The sequence below is a fragment of the Serratia sp. CY55921 genome, from assembly GCF_052167655.1.
Classification (GTDB): domain Bacteria; phylum Pseudomonadota; class Gammaproteobacteria; order Enterobacterales; family Enterobacteriaceae; genus Serratia; species Serratia ureilytica.
This window is the reverse complement of the sequence record NZ_JBJNMU010000008.1, coordinates 1-18,267: the sequence shown is the minus strand read 5'-3', so window position 1 is coordinate 18,267 and position 18,267 is coordinate 1. Positions and strand designations below refer to the sequence as shown.

At 57.3% G+C, this 18,267-nt stretch carries 16 protein-coding genes and 1 rRNA gene; 8 read left to right on the top strand and 9 right to left on the bottom strand.

The genetic code is table 11. The features are described 5' to 3' along the window. Positions 1–57: 57 nt before the first annotated feature. On the bottom strand, positions 58–1,881 hold the full coding sequence (typA, locus tag ACJ8M3_RS22780; protein ID WP_004931243.1) for a ribosome-dependent GTPase TypA: 1,824 nt from the start codon (positions 1,879–1,881) through the stop codon (positions 58–60). Between the two features lie 370 nt (positions 1,882–2,251). Here typA and glnA point away from each other — a divergent pair, with 370 nt between their 5' ends. The 4 genes from glnA to ACJ8M3_RS22760 all read left to right on the top strand — a co-directional run bounded on the left by glnA (position 2,252) and on the right by ACJ8M3_RS22760 (position 6,562). Then, the gene (gene glnA, locus ACJ8M3_RS22775) at positions 2,252–3,661 is read left to right on the top strand and encodes a glutamate--ammonia ligase (protein WP_033645173.1); all 1,410 of its coding nucleotides are present in this window, start codon (positions 2,252–2,254) and stop codon (positions 3,659–3,661) included. 194 nt (positions 3,662–3,855) lie between these two features. Next, the gene (gene glnL / locus ACJ8M3_RS22770; RefSeq protein WP_004931246.1) at positions 3,856–4,905 is read left to right on the top strand and encodes a nitrogen regulation protein NR(II); all 1,050 of its coding nucleotides are present in this window, start codon (positions 3,856–3,858) and stop codon (positions 4,903–4,905) included. An 8-nt stretch (positions 4,906–4,913) separates the two neighbouring features. After that, positions 4,914–6,326, top strand: coding sequence for a nitrogen regulation protein NR(I) (gene glnG / locus ACJ8M3_RS22765; RefSeq protein ID WP_033652266.1), 1,413 nt, complete (start codon positions 4,914–4,916; stop codon positions 6,324–6,326). Positions 6,327–6,439: 113 nt separating this feature from the next. Next, positions 6,440–6,562, top strand: a complete 123-nt coding sequence (locus ACJ8M3_RS22760; protein ID WP_015379453.1) for a YshB family small membrane protein — start codon at positions 6,440–6,442, stop codon at positions 6,560–6,562. A 34-nt stretch (positions 6,563–6,596) separates the two neighbouring features. Here ACJ8M3_RS22760 and hemN read toward each other — a convergent pair whose 3' ends face one another. Both hemN and yihI read right to left on the bottom strand, forming a co-directional pair. Then, on the bottom strand, positions 6,597–7,970 hold the full coding sequence (gene hemN, locus ACJ8M3_RS22755; protein ID WP_089197559.1) for an oxygen-independent coproporphyrinogen III oxidase: 1,374 nt from the start codon (positions 7,968–7,970) through the stop codon (positions 6,597–6,599). Between the two features lie 182 nt (positions 7,971–8,152). Continuing rightward, on the bottom strand, positions 8,153–8,695 hold the full coding sequence (yihI, locus tag ACJ8M3_RS22750) for a Der GTPase-activating protein YihI (protein ID WP_015379455.1): 543 nt from the start codon (positions 8,693–8,695) through the stop codon (positions 8,153–8,155). Between the two features lie 734 nt (positions 8,696–9,429). Between yihI and yihA the strand changes: the two genes are divergently transcribed. Then, on the top strand, positions 9,430–10,074 hold the full coding sequence (gene yihA, locus ACJ8M3_RS22745; protein ID WP_004931258.1) for a ribosome biogenesis GTP-binding protein YihA/YsxC: 645 nt from the start codon (positions 9,430–9,432) through the stop codon (positions 10,072–10,074). Positions 10,075–10,352: 278 nt separating this feature from the next. Here yihA and ACJ8M3_RS22740 read toward each other — a convergent pair whose 3' ends face one another. Together ACJ8M3_RS22740 and polA are read right to left on the bottom strand one after the other, a co-directional pair. Then, a complete protein-coding gene (locus ACJ8M3_RS22740; protein WP_071892919.1) occupies positions 10,353–10,400 on the bottom strand; it encodes a spot 42 RNA, inhibition of DNA synthesis in 48 nt (15 codons plus the stop codon). Positions 10,401–10,591: 191 nt separating this feature from the next. Continuing rightward, complete coding sequence (gene polA, locus ACJ8M3_RS22735; protein ID WP_089197560.1) at positions 10,592–13,390, bottom strand: DNA polymerase I; 2,799 nt, start codon at positions 13,388–13,390, stop codon at positions 10,592–10,594. Between the two features lie 497 nt (positions 13,391–13,887). Between polA and ACJ8M3_RS22730 the strand changes: the two genes are divergently transcribed. After that, positions 13,888–14,784, top strand: a complete 897-nt coding sequence (locus ACJ8M3_RS22730; protein ID WP_033645170.1) for an acyltransferase — start codon at positions 13,888–13,890, stop codon at positions 14,782–14,784. Between the two features lie 42 nt (positions 14,785–14,826). Here ACJ8M3_RS22730 and dsbA read toward each other — a convergent pair whose 3' ends face one another. The 3 genes from dsbA to ACJ8M3_RS22715 form a co-directional block, all read right to left on the bottom strand. Further along, positions 14,827–15,450, bottom strand: a complete 624-nt coding sequence (dsbA, locus tag ACJ8M3_RS22725; protein ID WP_025304721.1) for a thiol:disulfide interchange protein DsbA — start codon at positions 15,448–15,450, stop codon at positions 14,827–14,829. Between the two features lie 29 nt (positions 15,451–15,479). Next, positions 15,480–16,466: a serine/threonine protein kinase gene (locus ACJ8M3_RS22720; RefSeq protein WP_089197561.1), complete on the bottom strand. Its 987-nt coding sequence runs from the start codon at positions 16,464–16,466 to the stop codon at positions 15,480–15,482. A 98-nt stretch (positions 16,467–16,564) separates the two neighbouring features. Then, on the bottom strand, positions 16,565–16,834 hold the full coding sequence (locus ACJ8M3_RS22715; RefSeq protein WP_004931268.1) for a YihD family protein: 270 nt from the start codon (positions 16,832–16,834) through the stop codon (positions 16,565–16,567). Between the two features lie 148 nt (positions 16,835–16,982). On the opposite strand from ACJ8M3_RS22715, the gene mobA reads away from it, so the two are divergent. Further along, positions 16,983–17,573, top strand: coding sequence for a molybdenum cofactor guanylyltransferase MobA (mobA, locus tag ACJ8M3_RS22710; RefSeq protein ID WP_033645168.1), 591 nt, complete (start codon positions 16,983–16,985; stop codon positions 17,571–17,573). Further along, a complete protein-coding gene (gene mobB, locus ACJ8M3_RS22705) occupies positions 17,570–18,088 on the top strand; it encodes a molybdopterin-guanine dinucleotide biosynthesis protein MobB (RefSeq protein ID WP_089197562.1) in 519 nt (172 codons plus the stop codon). The genes mobA and mobB overlap by 4 nt, the downstream gene beginning before the upstream one ends. Positions 18,089–18,160: 72 nt before the next feature. Here the strand turns inward: mobB and rrf are convergent. Beyond that, positions 18,161–18,267: ribosomal RNA gene (gene rrf / locus ACJ8M3_RS22700) — 5S ribosomal RNA — on the bottom strand; the annotation flags it as partial.

Here is an 18,267-nt window from a genome sequence, read left to right as displayed (position 1 = left end):
AGGAAAAAACTCAGGGCGCGAGAACCGCGCCCTAAGCATGAGACACTCAATCAGCGATTAAGCGTCTTTTGGACCGCGGCTGGCACGCTTACGATCGTTTTCCGTCAGGTGACGCTTACGGATACGGATCGAGGTTGGCGTCACTTCTACCAGTTCGTCGTCATCGATGAACTCCAGAGCTTGCTCCAGGGTCATTTTGATCGCCGGAACCAGGGTAGTCGCTTCGTCGGTACCGGAAGCACGCATGTTGGTCAGCTTCTTACCGGTCAGGCAGTTTACGGTCAGGTCGTTGGAACGTGAGTGAATACCGATGATCTGGCCTTCATACACTTCCGCACCGTGGCCCAGGAACAGCTTGCCGCGATCCTGCAGGCCGAACAGCGCGAACGCGACCGCTTTGCCCTGGCCGTTGGAGATCAGCACGCCGTTCTGACGCTGGCCCACTTCGCCCGGACGCACGTCGTCGTAGTGGCTGAAGGTGGAGTACAGCAGACCGGTACCCGAAGTCATGGTCATGAATTCGTTACGGAAGCCGATCAGACCGCGGCTTGGGATCACGTAGTCGAGACGCACGCGGCCCTTACCGTCCGGATCCATGTTTTTCAGGTCGGCTTTACGCTCACCCATCGCCTGCATCACGGAACCCTGATGCTGCTCTTCGATATCCAGCGTCACGTTCTCGAATGGCTCCTGCTTGCGGCCATCGATTTCGCGGAAGATAACTTTCGGACGGGAAACCGCCAGCTCGAAACCTTCACGGCGCATGTTTTCGATCAGCACCGACAGGTGCAGCTCGCCACGACCGGATACGCGGAAGGCGTCAGCATCATCGGTTTCTTCAACGCGCAGCGCCACGTTGTGCACCAGCTCTTTGTTCAGACGGTCAAGGATCTGACGCGACGTCACGTACTTACCTTCTTTACCGCAGAACGGCGAGGTGTTGACGTTGAAGAACATGGTTACGGTCGGTTCGTCGACGGACAGCGCCGGCAGCGCTTCTACGGCGTTGGTGTCGCAGATGGTGTCGGAGATGTTCAGCTCGCCCAGGCCGGTGATGGCGATGATGTCGCCCGCTTCCGCCAGGGTGCTGTCGATACGCTCCAGACCCAGGTGACCCAGCACTTTACCCACTTTACCGTTGCGAGTTTTACCTTCGCTGTCGATGATGGTGACCTGCTGGTTCGGCTTCACTTTACCGCGCTTGATGCGGCCGATGCCGATAACGCCCAGGTAGTTGTTGTAGTCCAACTGGGAGATCTGCATCTGGAATGGCGCTTCCAGCTCAACCTGCGGCGCAGACACGTGGTCGACGATCGCCTGATACAGCGGGGTCATGTCTTCCGCCATGTCGGTGTGGTCGACGCCGGCGATGCCGTTCAGCGCAGAAGCGTAGATGATCGGGAAGTCGAGCTGCTCGTCGGTCGCGTCGAGATTTACGAACAGGTCGAACACCTGATCCACAACCCAGTCAGGGCGTGCGCCAGGGCGGTCAACCTTGTTGATTACCACGATCGGCTTCAGACCGTTGGCGAACGCCTTTTTGGTCACGAAGCGGGTTTGCGGCATAGGGCCATCCATTGCATCCACAACCAGCAGCACCGAGTCAACCATCGACATCACGCGCTCTACCTCACCGCCGAAGTCGGCGTGTCCTGGGGTATCCACGATGTTGATGCGGTAACCATTCCAATTAATGGCGGTGTTTTTTGCGAGGATGGTAATCCCACGCTCTTTCTCCAAATCGTTGGAGTCCATTACGCGTTCGGTGGCTTCCGCACGCTCTCCGAAAGTACCGGATTGTTGCAGCAGCTTGTCAACCAGGGTGGTTTTACCATGGTCAACGTGGGCAATAATGGCGATGTTACGCAAATTTTCGATCACAGCTTTGCCTCGGGCATTAGAAATAGCGCGCTATTGTACACGTATTAAGCGAGGGACTAAACAAGATCACAACCATCTCTTATAAACAACCGCGTACCGGTCAGTTTGTGATCCCTTTCACGGTGCAAAAAGCCGCAATCGTTGCACTTTTGCACCATTTCAGTGCCCACCTCCACCCTTATTGCACCATTACGGTGCAAATTATCGCTGATGGTGCATACTGTGTCTGGGTAAAACCCGCGCAGAAAGGCGATGAAAGCCTTTTTAAAAAGTTGGCACGCTTTTCGCTTTAGTCTTTTCAAGGCGAAAAAAAGCCAGTTCCACAGATTCGTTCCACGACGACGACAATGATAAACCGGGAGAGTTAAGTATGTCCGCTGAACACGTTTTGACGATGCTGAATGAGCATGAAGTGAAATTCGTAGACCTGCGTTTCACTGACACCAAGGGTAAGGAACAGCACGTGACTATCCCGGCTCATCAGGTAAACGCCGACTTCTTCGAAGAAGGCAAAATGTTTGACGGCTCCTCTATCGGTGGTTGGAAGGGCATCAACGAATCTGACATGGTACTGATGCCGGATGCCAGCACGGCGGTTCTGGATCCGTTCTTCGAAGAACCTACGCTGATCATTCGCTGCGACATTCTCGAGCCGGGCACCATGCAAGGCTACGATCGCGACCCGCGCTCCATCTCCAAACGCGCCGAAGACTTCCTGCGCTCCTCCGGCATCGCGGACACCGTGCTGTTCGGGCCAGAGCCTGAGTTCTTCCTGTTCGACGACATCCGCTTCGGCAGCAGCATCCGCGGTTCCCACGTGGCCATCGACGACATCGAAGGCGCCTGGAACTCCGGCACTCAATACGACGGCGGCAACAAAGGCCACCGTCCGGCGGTGAAAGGCGGTTATTTCCCGGTTCCACCGGTCGACTCTTCGCAGGATCTGCGTTCCACCATGTGTCTGACCATGGAAGAGATGGGCCTGGTGGTTGAAGCGCACCACCACGAAGTGGCGACCGCCGGTCAGAACGAAGTGGCGACCCGCTTCAACACCATGACCAAGAAAGCCGACGAAATTCAGATCTACAAGTACGTGGTGCACAACGTGGCGCACGCCTTCGGTAAAACCGCGACCTTCATGCCGAAACCCATGTTCGGCGACAACGGTTCCGGCATGCACTGCCACATGTCGCTGTCCAAGAACGGCACCAACCTGTTCGCCGGCGACAAATACGGCGGCCTGTCTGAAACCGCGCTGTTCTACATCGGCGGCATCATCAAGCACGCCAAGGCGATCAACGCGTTGGCAAACCCGACCACCAACTCGTACAAACGTCTGGTGCCAGGCTACGAAGCGCCGGTGATGCTGGCCTACTCCGCCCGTAACCGCTCCGCGTCCATCCGCATCCCGGTGGTCGCCAGCCCGAAAGCGCGCCGCATCGAAGCCCGCTTCCCGGATCCGGCGGCTAACCCATACCTGTGCTTCGCCGCACTGCTGATGGCCGGCCTGGACGGCATCATCAACAAGATCCACCCTGGCGACGCCATGGACAAAAACCTGTACGACCTGCCGCCGGAAGAAGAAGCCGAGATCCCAAAAGTGGCCGGCTCGCTGGACGAAGCGATGGCCGCGCTGAACGAAGACCGCGAGTTCCTGACCCGCGGCGGCGTGTTCACCGACGATGCGATCGATGCCTACATCGAACTGCGCAAAGAAGAGATGGACCGCGTTCGCATGACGCCACACCCGGTCGAGTTCGAACTGTACTACAGCGTCTAAGCCCTACCCGCGCCGTCTGCAAAGGCGGACGGCGCCCACAATTTTTGTTATCGCTTTTTTGTTGCCGTGGAAACTTTCAGCCCATCTTCGGATGGGTTTTTTTCTCCACCGTATTTTCTGCAAAACTATTCCATACCGCGCCGATCCCGGATGGAGTAGGATAGATGCACTAAAAAGGTGCAGGAGTCTGCTGTATGGCAACTGGCAAGCTGCCCGATGCTGGGCAGATCCTCAATTCACTCATCAACAGCATCCTGCTGTTGGATGACTCACTGGCGGTTCACTACGCCAACCCTGCGGCACAGCAGCTGCTGGCGCAAAGCTCCCGCAAGCTGTTCGGCACGCCGCTGCCCGATTTGCTCGGTTATTTTTCGCTGAACGTCTCTCTGATGCGTGAAAGCCTGCGCGCTGGTCAGGGCTTCACCGACAACGAAGTGACCCTGGTGGTCGATGGCCGCGCGCATATTCTTTCCCTGACCGCTCAGGCGCTGCCGGAAGGCTATATCCTGGTCGAGCTGGCACCGATGGACAATCAGCGCCGCCTGAGCCAGGAACAGCTGCAGCATGCCCAACAGGTGGCCGCCCGCGATCTGGTACGCGGTTTGGCGCACGAGATTAAAAACCCGCTGGGCGGCCTGCGCGGCGCGGCACAGCTGCTGGCCAAAGCGCTGCCCGATCCGGCGCTGACCGAATACACCAAGGTGATCATTGAGCAGGCCGATCGGCTGCGCAATCTGGTGGATCGTCTGCTCGGGCCGCAGCGCCCCGGTCAGCACATCACCCAGAGCATCCATCAGGTCGCGGAGCGCGTCTGCCAGCTGGTGTCGCTGGAAATGCCGGATAACGTCACGCTGGTGCGCGACTACGATCCCAGCCTGCCGGAAATGGCCCACGACCCGGATCAGATAGAACAGGTGCTGCTGAACATCACCCGCAATGCGCTGCAGGCCTTGGGCGAGGCGGGCGGCACCATTACGCTGCGCACCCGCACCGCGTTTCAGATAACGTTGCACGGCACCCGCTATCGCCTGGCGGCGCGTATCGATGTCGAAGACGACGGCCCCGGCGTGCCGGCGCAGCTGCAGGACACGCTGTTCTACCCGATGGTCAGCGGCCGTGAGGGCGGTACCGGCCTGGGATTATCCATCGCCCGCAATCTGATCGATCAGCATTGCGGAAAAATTGAGTTCAACAGTTGGCCAGGTCATACCGAATTCTCGGTCTACCTGCCCATTCGTCAGTGAGGTTTGCAATGCAACGAGGGATAGTCTGGATCGTCGATGACGATAGCTCCATCCGCTGGGTGCTTGAGCGCGCGCTCACCGGCGCGGGCATGAGCTGCGCCACCTTCGAAGGCGGCAATGACGTGCTGGAAGCCTTGGCCACGCAAACTCCCGACGTGTTGCTGTCCGATATCCGTATGCCGGGCATCGATGGTCTGGCGCTGCTCAAGCAGATCAAACAGCGCCACCCGATGCTGCCGGTGATCATCATGACCGCGCATTCGGATTTGGACGCGGCCGTCAGCGCCTATCAGCAAGGGGCCTTCGACTACCTGCCGAAACCGTTCGACATCGACGAAGCGGTGGCGCTGGTCGAGCGCGCCATCAGCCATTATCAAGAGCAGCAGCAGCCGGTACGCAGCCAGCCGGCCAGCGATCCGGCGGCGGACATCATCGGCGAAGCGCCGGCGATGCAGGACGTGTTTCGCATCATCGGCCGGCTGTCGCGTTCGTCGATCAGCGTGCTGATCAACGGCGAATCCGGCACCGGCAAAGAGCTGGTGGCGCATGCGCTGCACCGCCACAGCCCGCGCGCCAAGTCGCCGTTCATCGCCCTGAACATGGCCGCTATTCCCAAGGATCTGATCGAGTCCGAGCTGTTCGGCCACGAGAAAGGCGCCTTCACCGGCGCGAACCAAATCCGTCAGGGGCGCTTTGAACAGGCCGACGGCGGCACGCTGTTCCTCGACGAGATCGGCGATATGCCGCTCGACGTGCAAACGCGCCTGCTGCGGGTGCTGGCGGACGGCCAGTTCTACCGGGTCGGCGGCTATGCGCCGGTGAAGGTCGACGTGCGCATCATCGCCGCCACGCACCAGAACCTGGAATTACGGGTACAGGAAGGCAAGTTCCGCGAGGATCTGTTCCACCGCCTGAACGTGATCCGCGTACACCTGCCGCCGCTGCGCGAGCGTCGGGAAGACATCCCGCGGCTGGCGCGCCACTTCCTGCAGATCGCCGCCAAGGAGCTGGGCGTAGAGGCCAAGAACCTGCATCCGGAAACAGAAACCGCGCTGACCCGCCTGCCTTGGCCGGGGAACGTGCGCCAGCTGGAGAATACCTGCCGCTGGCTGACGGTGATGGCCGCCGGGCAAGAGGTGCTGATTCAGGATCTGCCGAGCGAACTGTTCGAAACCGCCGCACCGGAGAGCCCCAGCCACAGCCTGCCGGACAGCTGGGCCACGCTGCTGGCGCAGTGGGCCGATCGCGCGCTGCGTTCCGGTCATCAAAATCTGCTGTCGGAAGCCCAGCCGGAGATGGAGCGTACACTGCTCACCACCGCCTTGCGTCACACCCAGGGGCACAAACAGGAAGCCGCACGCCTGCTGGGCTGGGGGCGCAATACCCTGACCCGCAAGCTCAAAGAACTGGGCATGGAATAGGCGCTGAGGTTGATGATAAAAAACGCAGCCCAGCGCACAAAAAAACGCCAACCGCAGACTTTACAGCCGGTGCGGGCGCAGTATGATCGTGTCGCACACTCCGGAGGTTGACGATGCTGGACTCATTCATCGTGTTCATTTCTCAGGGCGCGGAGCTGGGCTCCGCCGCCAGCCACACCCCGCAGGCGGCGGTCGCCGCGGTGTTGTGCGCCGCGCTGATTAACTTCTTCAGTTAAAAAAACAGCCGCATCAGCGGCTGTTTTTTCATCCTCAGATCACCCGAGAGAACTGCTGGCTGCGCGCCTGTTGCCGCAGATAGCGGTCGAAGCACATGCAGATATTGCGGATCAGCAACCGCCCGCGCGGCGTAACGCGAATGCCTTGCTCGTCGCGCTCCACCAGCCCATCGCGTTCAAACGGCGCCAGCAGCTGCAGGTCTTCGGCGAAGTAAGCGGTGAAATCGATGCCGTATTGCCGTTCAAGTGGCTGATACGCCAACCGGAAGTTGCAGATCAACGTTTTGATCAGATCGCGCCGCAGGCAATCGTCGTCCGTCAGCGCCAACCCGCGCCACAGGGCGTTGCCCTGCGCCGGTACGCTCTCATAGTAATGCTTCAGCTCTTTCTGGTTCTGCGCATAGCTGTCGCCGAGCATGCTGATGGCCGACACGCCCAACCCCAGCAGATCGCTGTCGCCCTGGGTGGTGTAGCCCTGGAAATTGCGGTGCAGCTTGCCTTCGCGTTGCGCAATCGCCAGCTCATCGTCCGGGCGTGCAAAGTGATCCATGCCAATAAACTGATAGCCGGCGTCAGTCAGGAACGCGATGCTTTGCTGCAGGATATCCAGCTTCTGCTGCGCGCTGGGCAGATCGGCATCTTTGATTTTGCGCTGGGCTGCGAATAAATTCGGCATATGCGCGTAGTTGAACACGCTGAGGCGATCGGGATTCAGTTCAGCCACCCGCTGCAGCGTGAAGGCGAAGCTTTCCGGCGTCTGTTTCGGCAGGCCGTAGATCAGATCAATATTGGTCGAGCGGAAGCCCAGCACTTTGGCCCGCTCGATCAGGGCGAAGATAAAGGCTTCATCCTGCTCGCGGTTGACCAACGCCTGCACCTGCTTGTTGAAATCCTGCACCCCCATGCTCAGGCGGTTAAAGCCTTCGGCGCGTAAATGATCGAGCACATCCAGCGCTATCTCGCGCGGATCGACTTCGATCGACATCTCCGCATCGGGCAGAAAATCAAAATGTTCGCGCAGCAGCGCCACCAGCCGGCTGATTTGCGCCTTGTCCAGGTAGGTTGGCGTACCGCCGCCCCAGTGCATCTGGCCAACCTTGCGGCCGGCGAACAGCGGCGCACGGCTGGCGATCTCTTGCGCCAGGACATTCAGGTATTCATCGGCCTTGTGCGTCTGACGCGTCACCAGTTTGTTGCAGCCGCAGAAGTAGCACAGCTTATGGCAGAAAGGGATATGCACGTACAGCGACAGCGGGCGCTCAGGGTAGCGCGCCGCGGCGCGTTGAAACGCCGCTTCGTCGTAGCGCTGGTTAAACTCCAGCGCCGTGGGGTATGAGGTATAACGCGGCCCTGAGTAGTTATATTTTTGGATCAGGGCCAAATCCCAGACAATCGTCTGCTCTGACATGCTCACTCCTTCCGATATCTTTTTCTACCGGGCCGGGAGAGAGGCGGTTGTCTGCGCTGTCTGGCCACGGAAGCGCTGCGAAAACGCGCTTTGCGCTTAGACAGCCGCCATAGTTTACCGAATAACCACAGCAGATAACACATCAAGAGTAGGGCTATTGTCGGGATCAGCCACATGGCGCGTTAAAAAGCGTCCTTCGGGTTGCCGCCTTTCAGCAGCTTCAGAATATCTTCCTGCTTCTCCTCTTCTTCCTCGTCGTCTTCATCGCCCAGCTCGATGCCCAGCACGTCCATCAGCACATCGATGCGATCCAGCGTCTTGTCGACATACGCCTGCTCTTGCGCGTTCAGCGTTTCGCCATCGTCGATGCGATCCAGCAGCGCGTTCAGACGTTCGTCATTTTCCAGCTTCGCCAGCTCTTCTTCCGGCGACAGGCGCGGTTTCGCTTCGGCCTTTGGCTTCGGCTGCGGTTTGGCCTTCACTTTGGTTTCGTCGACCACCAGCGCAACCGGCACTTTACTGCCGATACGCGGATCTTTGGCTTCCGCCGCCGATTTGTTTTTCTGGCTGCCGGACTCGACCTGAGTGCGTGAACCGGAAGCGTGACCGCGGCGTTTTTTCAGGCGTTTGCGCTCACGCGCTTCCTGATCGAGCTCCATACGGCTTTTCTTTTTCGTTTTTGACTTCGCCGCGCTGCCGCGAGGTGCTTTTGATGGCTGGTTCATAGCGTGTGCTCTTAGGTATGTAGATTCAGTATAGAATTGCGGCGGAATCTAGCAGAAAGCGGACAAAGAAAAAAGGCGGCAGGTTAAACCTGCCGCCTATTTCGCACCTTCTTGCGAAGGGTATTCCTGTTACGCGCTCCTTGCGTACATGCAACATCCCGGTTTTTCCTTCTGCTATAACCGCATTCCCTGCCACTACGTCCTTCATCCTGAAAGGAAAATCGTCCGTGGCGCAATCCATTCGCATCCGCTCTTCCCGAGCGCGCTTCCTGCGGGCATCCAAACTGCCGATACTTCACCATCCGATGTGCCTGCCGCCTATTCCGGTGCGAAAGGGTCACTTCCTTTTGCGTTCATCCTGGCACTCATTGCACGCCCTGTGCATTCCCTGAGATTTGTCATCCTTCCCGGATGTTCCCTAATCCTGCGCAACCCTGCGTTAACGAGTACTTTACGTTATTGTTGCGAAGGCTCAAGGCACCAGAGGCCGATTTGACTGACATTTCCACACAACGAAAAAACAACACATTGTTTTAAAAAAAGAAAAATAAATATCGCTTTCGAATAAAGCGACATTACCCGCGATTCGAATGGCAAATGTCTCACAACGTACGAGCGGCTTAACCGTCGTTTTATCGCGCCCCGCCGCTTAAAAACGGAGAAACACGCCATTTTTACCGCTGATGCAGTTATAATCGCCAACCAGTTAGCCATCCTCACGGAGACGAAAAATTTTGACCAGCAAGAACTACAACTATCATGTGACCCATTTCGTCACCAGCGCACCCGATATTCGCCATCTTCCGGGGGATGCAGGAATTGAAGTCGCCTTTGCCGGCCGTTCCAACGCCGGTAAATCCAGCGCGCTGAATACGCTGACCAACCAAAAGAGCCTGGCGCGCACCAGTAAGACGCCGGGGCGCACCCAGCTGATTAACCTGTTCGAAGTGGAAGACGGCATTCGTCTGGTCGACCTGCCGGGTTATGGCTACGCCGAAGTGCCGGAAGAAATGAAGCGCAAATGGCAACGCGCGCTGGGCGAATACCTGCAGATGCGCAACAGCCTGAAAGGGCTGGTGGTGCTGATGGATATCCGCCATCCGCTGAAAGATCTCGACCAACAGATGATCCAGTGGGCGGTCGACGTCGGCACGCCGGTGCTGGTGTTGCTGACCAAGGCCGACAAGCTGGCCTCCGGTGCACGCAAGGCACAGCTCAACATGGTGCGTGAAGCGGTGCTGCCGTTTATGGGGGATATCCAGGTCGAAGCCTTCTCATCGCTGAAAAAGATCGGCGTCGACAAGCTGCGCCAGAAGCTGGACACCTGGTTTAACGAGATCCCGCCGGAAGTGCTGCCGGAAGAGGACATCGGCGAATAAGCCCTGATCACACGTTTGAGCCGATGCCTCGCCGCATCGGCTTTTTTATGCCCGCAGATCGGCCGCAGGCGGGATTTTTCGTTATCTAATTACATTTTTGAAATAAAGCCATCATAAAGACTTATCGCCAAAACGGGCTTGTTTCGCCGAATTACGCGGATTGAGGGAGCGGAAGTTGAAATGAAAGTCGGGGCTGAGCGATAGGAAAAACGTATGGTTTGCTGCTGTTTTTACAATAAAAAACGCCCCAGTCAATACTGACTGGGGCGGCTAAATATTCAGCCAAATCCGATTACGTGAAGTAAAAGGTCTGAAAGATAGAACATCTTACCTCTGTACCCTACGCCTGTAACTCTACATCATTTTTTCGCAGGGCAAAAGAATTTTTTGTAGTTTACTTACACAATTTGAGACGCAAGAACGGCGAAGTTGGGGAAACTATCGCCGCATCTTGTAGCTTAATTACGAAAAGTGCTTAGCTTCTCGCCAGTTAGCGCATACGGCGATAACCCGGCGATCAGTGCGCCTCATCCCAGTTCATGCCGACGCCCACATCGACCTTCAGCGGCACCGCCAGCGTCATGCTGCCTTCCATCAGTTGGCGGATACGTTGGCTGGCTTCGTCGATCACCGACTCGTGCACCTCGAACACCAATTCATCGTGCACCTGCATGATCGCGCGCACCAACGGCTTCTCCTGCCCCTGCAGCCAGGCGTCGACCTCTATCATCGCACGCTTGATGATATCGGCCGCCGTGCCCTGCATCGGGGCGTTGATGGCGGCGCGCTCGGCCGCCTTGCGGCGCATGGCGTTGCTGGAGCGGACGTCCGGCAGATACAGACGGCGGCCGTCCAGCGTGCTGACATAGCCCTGCTCGGAAGCCTGCTGACGGGTGCGCTCCATGTAATCCAGCACGCCCGGGTAACGTTCGAAGTAGAGATCCATATAGCGCTGGGCTTCCCCACGCGGGATCCCCAGCTGACGCGCCAGGCCGAAGGCGCTCATGCCGTAAATCAAACCAAAGTTAATCGCCTTGGCGCTGCGGCGCTGCTCGCCGGTCACTTTATCCAACGGCACGCCGAAAACTTCCGACGCCGTGGCGCGGTGAATGTCTTTCCCTTCGGCGAAGGCCTTCAGCAGCCCTTCATCCTGAGACAGATGCGCCATGATGCGCAGCTCGATCTGCGAGTAGTCGGCCGCGACGATGCGGTAGCCTTCCGGCGCAATAAAGGCCTGGCGAATGCGCCGCCCTTCTTCGTTGCGCACCGGGATGTTCTGCAGGTTCGGATCGCTCGAGGAGAGGCGGCCGGTGGCGGTCACCGCCTGATGGTACGAGGTATGCACCCGCCCGCTGACCGGATTGATCATCAGCGGCAGCTTGTCGGTATAGGTGGTCTTCAGCTTCGCCAGGCCGCGGTATTCCAGAATCACCTTCGGCAGCGGGTAGTCGAGCGCCAGCTCGGCCAGCACTTCTTCGTTGGTGGATGGCGCCCCGCCCGGAGTTTTCTTCAGCACCGGCAGCTTTTGTTTTTCGTACAAGATAGCCTGCAGCTGCTTGGTCGACGCCAGGTTGAACGGCTCTTCCGCCAGCTCGTGGGCCTGCGCCTCCAGCTCAGCCAGACGCTTGGCCAGCTCCTGGGAGTGGGCCGATAAAATGGCCGGATCGATCAGCACCCCGGTGCGTTCAATATGCGACAGCACCGGCAGCAGCGGCATTTCAATCTCGTTGAACACCGTCAGCAGTTCCGCGCTCTGTTTCAGCTGCGGCCACATCGCCAGATGCAGCTGCAGCGTGACATCGGCGTCTTCGGCAGCGTATGGCGCCGCCTGCTCAAGCGCGATCTGATTGAACGTCAGCTGGTTCTTGCCCTTGCCGGCGATCTCTTCGAAAGTGATGGTTTTGTGGCCAAGATAACGATCGGCCAGGCTGTCCATATCATGACGGCCGCCGACGCTGTCCAGCACATAGGACTCCAGCATGGTGTCGTAGGCGATGCCGCGCATCTCGATGCCATAACGCGCCAGCAGGCTCATATCGAACTTCAGATTTTGCCCGACCTTGAGCGCTTTCTCGTCTTCCAGCAGCGGCTTGAGCGTCTCCAGCACGTAAGCGCGATCCAGCTGCGCCGGCGCATCCAGATAATCGTGCGCCACCGGCAAATAAGCCGCTTCGCCCGGCGCGATCGCAAAGGACAGGCCGATCAGATTGGCGGTCAGGGTATCCAGGCCATCGGTTTCGGTATCGAAGGCAAACACGTCGGCTTTTTTCAACCGCGCCAGCCAGTCGGTAAAGGTCGCTTCGTCCAGGATGGTGACATAACCGTCCTGAGACAGCTTGGCCTCCGCCAGCGCTTTCGGCGCTTCCGCGGCTACAGCTGGTTTGGCGGTGCCGGCAGCTTTCGCGCCCGCGCCTTTCTTGTTTTCCAACCAGACGCCGGCTTCTACGTCCGCCAGCCAGCGTTTGAACTCGTACTGTTTGAACAGCTGTTGCAACGTGTCGACATCCGGCGCGGAGACCGTCAGGTCCGCACAGGTCAGATCCAGCTCGACGTCGGTTTTGATCGTCGCCAGCTTATAGGAGAGGTACGCGACCTCTTTATTCTGTTCCAGCTTGGCCGCCATGGTTTTGGCGCCGCGGAAGCTCAGCGTGGCGATGTTCTCCAGATTGCCGTACAGCGCATCCAGGCCGCCGATACCCTGCAGCAACGCCTGGGCGGTTTTCTCGCCCACGCCCGGCACGCCGGGAATGTTGTCCGATGAATCGCCCATCAGCGCCAGGAAGTCGATGATCAGCTCCGGCGGAATGCCGTACTTGTCGCACACTTCCTGCGGGCCGAGGATCGTGTTGTTCATGGTGTTGATCAGGGTGACGTTCGGCGTCACCAGCTGCGCCATGTCTTTGTCGCCGGTGCTGATCAGCACCGCGTGGCCGGCCTTTTCAGCCTCCAGCGCCAGCGTACCGATGACGTCATCCGCCTCTACGCCGGGCGTCACCAACAGCGGCAGGCCCATCGCCTTGACCATGTTATGCAGCGGCTCGATCTGCGCGCGCAGATCGTCCGGCATCGGCGGCCGGTGCGACTTGTATTCAGCGAACAGATCATCGCGGAAGGTCTTCCCTTTGGCATCAAACACCACGGCAACGTGGCTCGGTTGATACTGCAACAGCAGACTGCGCAGCATATTCAGCACGCCGTACATCGCGCCGGTCGGCTCGCCCGCCGAATTGGTCAGCGGCGGGAAGGCGTGATAAGCGCGGTAGAGGTAAGAGGAACCGTCAACCAGGATTAGTGGGTTTTCTGCAATCTGGGCCATAGCGTTTCTTTATCGTGATCGGACATAGGGGTAAGCATGCCATAGCTGGCCGCCGGAGACGAACCTTAGCGTGCATTGCGGACGAAAATGATGTGATTGTGCGCGAGGATCCGCAAGATCTTACCTGTGGATAACTTTGTGCATAGAAAAGAGACCGAATTATAACGCTGCGATTATCGTTATAACGGCGAATAAAATTCCTATTTAAATCACCGCGTTAAAAGAACGAATTCCGGCGACGCTTAATTATTGGCTTTTATTGGATTTGTGGATATAACTTTCGCCGGATTTTAATCGCACTATTAATCAAATTCGGCGCCTCAATTACCATAGCACAAGCTGGACAAGTTGCACGAAAACTCAGCAAATGGTTATCCGATGAGACGAAAAACAGTGATTTTTAGCGGCGCTTTACCCCGACGATTTCTGTTAAAATGCGTTTTTGTTCATGCGCTTTGGCATGCAACGATGTTCCCACCAACCGTCAGCCCATAATCATGCCAAGATTGTTAACGCCTGTTATCTTTATCATTTCCGTCATACTTACCATTCTGGTGACGGTGTTATGCTCCATCCCCATCACGCTGGCCGGCATCGTGAAACTCGTGGTGCCCATTCCCGCCGTTTGGCGATATATCTCGGCTTTCGCCGATTTCATGATGTGGTGTTGGTGCCAAGGGCTGGCGCTGTTATTGCGCATTAACGGGCAATTGCGTTGGGATATTGAAGGGCTGGAAGGGTTGGATCGCAAAAACTGGTATCTGCTGATCAGCAACCACGAAAGTTGGTCAGACATTGTCGTGTTATGCGTGCTGTTCAGAAATCATATTCCAATGAATAAGTATTTCCTCAAACAGCAGCTCGCCTGGGTGCCGTTTGTCGGCCTGGCCTGCTGGGCGCTGGACATGCCATTCATGAAGCGTTACTCCCGCGCCTATTTGCTCAAGCACCCGGAAAAACGCGGCAAGGATATCGAAACGACGCGCCGTTCCTGCGAAAAATTCCGCCAGCGCCCAACCACCATCGTCAATTTCGTCGAAGGTTCACGCTTCACCGAAGCCAAGAAAATTAAAAGCAATTCACCTTATCGCAATTTGCTGGCGCCCAAAGCCGCCGGCATCGCGTTTACCCTTAGCGCGCTGGGCAATCAGTTCGACAAAGTGTTGAACGTCACCCTGCTTTATCCGGAAAATAACCAGCGGCCCTTTCTGGATATGCTGTGCGGCCGCCTGACGCGTATCGTGGTGAGAATAGAGACGCTACCGATCGATGAAACCCTGCACGGTGATTATTTCAACGATAAACAGTTCAAGCGGCGCTTCCAGCTGTGGCTGAATACGCTGTGGCAGGAAAAAGACCGGTTGCTGGATAAATTGAAGCGGCAATACGGATAAAAAAACGCCGGCAATGCCGGCGTTTTTCATGTTGAATCAGGCTTATTTCTGCTGGCTGAGGAATTTAACCACATCGGCGAACTGCTTCACGTAAGCGTCCATCGAGCTGGTGTCCAGGCCATCGTTTTTAACCATGTATTTGCCGTTGACGAATACCGCCGGCACGCCGCGCAGCTGCAGATCTTCTGCGGCTTTCTCCTGTTGAACCACCAGAGATTTCACCACGAAGCTGTTCCAGGCCGCGTCATAATCTGCGGCGGTTACGCCCGCTTTCACGAAGACGTTACGGATATCGTCCGGCGTTTGCACGGTCTGGGTTTTCTGCACCGCTTCAAACATCAGCGGGCTTACTTTGTCTTCCACGCCCAGCGCCATCGCGACCGCCCATGCCTGAGTCAGCTGTTTGCCCAACGGCCCCAGGAACTCCACGTGGTACTTGGTCATTTTGGTGCCGGCAGGCAACGCTTTTTTTACGTTCTCGGACACGTGATAGACCTGCTCAAACTGGTAGCAGTGTGGGCAGTAAAAGGAGAAGAACTCCAGCACCTGCGGCTCACCGGTCACCGGCTTGTCCAGGGTCACGTACTGAGTGCCATCGCTAAACTGTGCCGCCGAGGCGCTGAATGCCATCACCATGCCAACGAGCGCCAACCATATTTTTTTCATAAGACTAAACTCTCCATTGTGTTAAAGCTTCAATACATTGGCGTCAGCTGCAGAGGAGGCTCCTGCAACAGCTTAACCTGTTCATTAAACGCCGCAGTCTGAGATAACCAGAAATCAGACTCCGCCATCCACGGAAAACTCTTAGGGAAGGCCGGATCCTGCCAACGGCGAGCGACCCAGGCCAGGTAATACACCATGCGCATCGCCCGCAGTGGCTCAATTAACGCCAGCTCGCGCTGATCGAACTCGGCAAATTCGCCGTACGCCTCCAGCAAAACGTCCAGCTGCATCAGTTGGTCGCGACGTTCGCCGTGCAACAGCATCCACAGATCCTGAACCGCAGGGCCGTTGCGCGCGTCATCAAGATCGACGAACAGCGGGCCATCGCGCCACAGAATATTTCCCGGATGGCAATCGCCGTGCAAACGCCGCGGCTGCCATTTCAGATGCCAGTGTGGCTTGATCGCCGCAATCAGGTTATCCGTCGCCTGCAGGAAGGCATCACGCTGAGCCACCGGCAACAGCTCGCAATTGGCCAGCACCTGACGCGGGGCAACAAGATACTCTTCAATCCCCATGGTTGGCCGCTCGGCAAACAAACGCTCGCCGCCGACCTGATGGATACGCCCCAGAAAACGGCCTACCCATTCCAACTGATCCAGATTGTCTATCTCGTATTGCCGGCCCCCCACGCTGGGGAACAGGGCAAAGAAAAAACCGCCGTGCGTATGCAGCGTAGCGCCTTGCAGCGCCAGCGGCGCCACCGCCGGGATCTCCGCGCCGGCCAGATCCAGAGCGAACTGATGTTCCTCACTGATTTGTGCGGCGCTCCAGCGCTCCGGGCGGTAAAACTTCACCACGTAACGTCGACGATCCTCGTCCATAAACTGATAGACGCGATTCTCATAGCTGTTCAGCGCCGTCAGGCCGGAATCGACGCGCAGGCCAATCCCTTCTAGCGCGTCCATGATCAAATCAGGCGACAGGGTGTCGAAATTAAAAGCTGAGTTATTCATAACGTTCGTTTGATCGCTGACAGCACGGTGCCGGGAATGAGAAATAGTAGCATTAATGGCGCATTTCACGCGCTATGCTTTCTCGCACCGCACGAGGATCAATCCTTGATAACGCCGCGAGCACGCAGCAACGCCGTTTTAAAATCTTCTTCGTAATCTTTCTTCAGGCCCGGGATCTGATCCGTGCCGGCGCTGCCGCGCATTTTCAGATGGTAAATAAGAATATCGTCGCTCAACTCGGACAACTCGCCCTGGAAACCCGCTTCCTTCGCCAGCTTTTGCAAAAACTGCATCAAATTGAGATCGGGATCTTCCTGCCAGGCCGGGTGCAACAGCTCGATCAACTCGTTTACGCGATGCGTTTTCATCTCAATATCGTCCAATAGCATGAATAAACTCACAAAGTAACAGGCTTACCCACGCAGTGAAAGAACCGGCTTGTCAATAAAGGTAAATCCTGATGTCGCGCCGGCTTTAGCGCTACAATCAGCGCATCGACAAGGCGGGATAAACGAGATGCATAAAGAAATCAGCGGCGTCATTTTGGCCGGCGGACGGGCCACGCGCATGGGCGGTGAGGACAAAGGCCTAGTGTCGATTGGCGGGATCGCACTCTATCAACACGTATTGGCTCGGTTACGCCCGCAGGTGGCTTCCGTCGCCATCAGCGCCAATCGCAATCAGGCACGTTACCAGGCGAGCGGTTTGCCGGTGATTGGCGATCTGACGCCCGATTTCGCCGGGCCGCTGGCAGGCATGCTGGCCGGGCTCAAACAGGCTCCCAGCGAATGGGTGGTCTTCGTCCCTTGTGATGTCCCCGACTTTCCCGCCGACTTAGTCGCTCAGCTATGGCAGCAAAAAGGCGCGGCGCAGGCGGCCTTTGCCAGCGATGGTGAACGAGATCACCCCACGCTGGCGTTACTGCATAGCCAAATAGCGCCGCAGCTGGCCGACTATCTGGCGCGCGGTGAACGCAAGCTGATGCTGTTCTTGCATCAAATTGGCGCACAACGCGTAGTGTTCAGCGGGCAGCAAGCGGCATTTCATAACCTGAATACGCCGGCTGACTGCCTGAATTGGCAACAAACGCGAGAGCTCAAAAAATGAATCGTTCATTGCCTCCCTTGCTGGCCATCGGCGCCTACAGCGGAACGGGGAAAACGACCCTGCTCAAACAGCTGATCCCGTTGCTGAAACAACGCCAGGTAAGGATTGGACTGATCAAACATACGCATCACGACATGGATGTGGATACGCCGGGTAAAGACAGCTATGAGCTGCGTAAAGCAGGCGCCGAGCAAACGCTGGTCGCCAGCGATCGTCGCTGGGCATTAATGACCGAAACGCCGGAGCAACAACCTTTGGATCTGCGCTATCTGGCTGGGCGCTTTGACGCCGATAAGGTCGACTTGATTCTGGTGGAAGGGTTCAAACATGAGCCGGTCAGCAAGATCCTGCTTTATCGGGCCGAGATCGGCAGACCGTTGGAAGACATGCTGGATCAGTTTGTCGTCGCGATAGCCAGCGATCGACCGCTATCCATTTCGGCTAAGCAGCTGGATCTCAATCAACCGGAAAGCATCGCCGACTTTATTGTCGAGTGGTTGAAAGGCGCAGCGTAGCTGCGCTTTTTTACGTTTTACGCACAGCAAAAAGCCCTGAACGTCAGTTCAGGGCTTTCGGCTTTGTTTGATGCCTGGCAGTGTCCTACTCTCGCATGGGGAGACCCCACACTACCATCGGCGCTACGGCGTTTCACTTCTGAGTTCGGCATGGGGTCAGGTGGGACCACCGCGCTATT

Bases quoted from the DNA above. Each gene is read 5' to 3' on its own strand.
- glnA (WP_033645173.1), top strand. From the start codon at position 2,252: ATGTCCGCTGAACACGTTTTGACGATGCTGAATGAGCATGAAGTGAAA.
- polA (WP_089197560.1), bottom strand. From the start codon at position 13,390: ATGGCCCAGATTGCAGAAAACCCACTAATCCTGGTTGACGGTTCCTCT.
- hemN (WP_089197559.1), bottom strand. From the start codon at position 7,970: ATGTCAGAGCAGACGATTGTCTGGGATTTGGCCCTGATCCAAAAATAT.
- yihI (WP_015379455.1), bottom strand. From the start codon at position 8,695: ATGAACCAGCCATCAAAAGCACCTCGCGGCAGCGCGGCGAAGTCAAAA.
- ACJ8M3_RS22760 (WP_015379453.1), top strand. From the start codon at position 6,440: ATGCTGGACTCATTCATCGTGTTCATTTCTCAGGGCGCGGAGCTGGGC.
- glnL (WP_004931246.1), top strand. From the start codon at position 3,856: ATGGCAACTGGCAAGCTGCCCGATGCTGGGCAGATCCTCAATTCACTC.
- ACJ8M3_RS22730 (WP_033645170.1), top strand. From the start codon at position 13,888: ATGCCAAGATTGTTAACGCCTGTTATCTTTATCATTTCCGTCATACTT.
- ACJ8M3_RS22720 (WP_089197561.1), bottom strand. From the start codon at position 16,466: ATGAATAACTCAGCTTTTAATTTCGACACCCTGTCGCCTGATTTGATC.
- dsbA (WP_025304721.1), bottom strand. From the start codon at position 15,450: ATGAAAAAAATATGGTTGGCGCTCGTTGGCATGGTGATGGCATTCAGC.
- mobA (WP_033645168.1), top strand. From the start codon at position 16,983: ATGCATAAAGAAATCAGCGGCGTCATTTTGGCCGGCGGACGGGCCACG.
- mobB (WP_089197562.1), top strand. From the start codon at position 17,570: ATGAATCGTTCATTGCCTCCCTTGCTGGCCATCGGCGCCTACAGCGGA.
- ACJ8M3_RS22715 (WP_004931268.1), bottom strand. From the start codon at position 16,834: ATGAAAACGCATCGCGTAAACGAGTTGATCGAGCTGTTGCACCCGGCC.
- glnG (WP_033652266.1), top strand. From the start codon at position 4,914: ATGCAACGAGGGATAGTCTGGATCGTCGATGACGATAGCTCCATCCGC.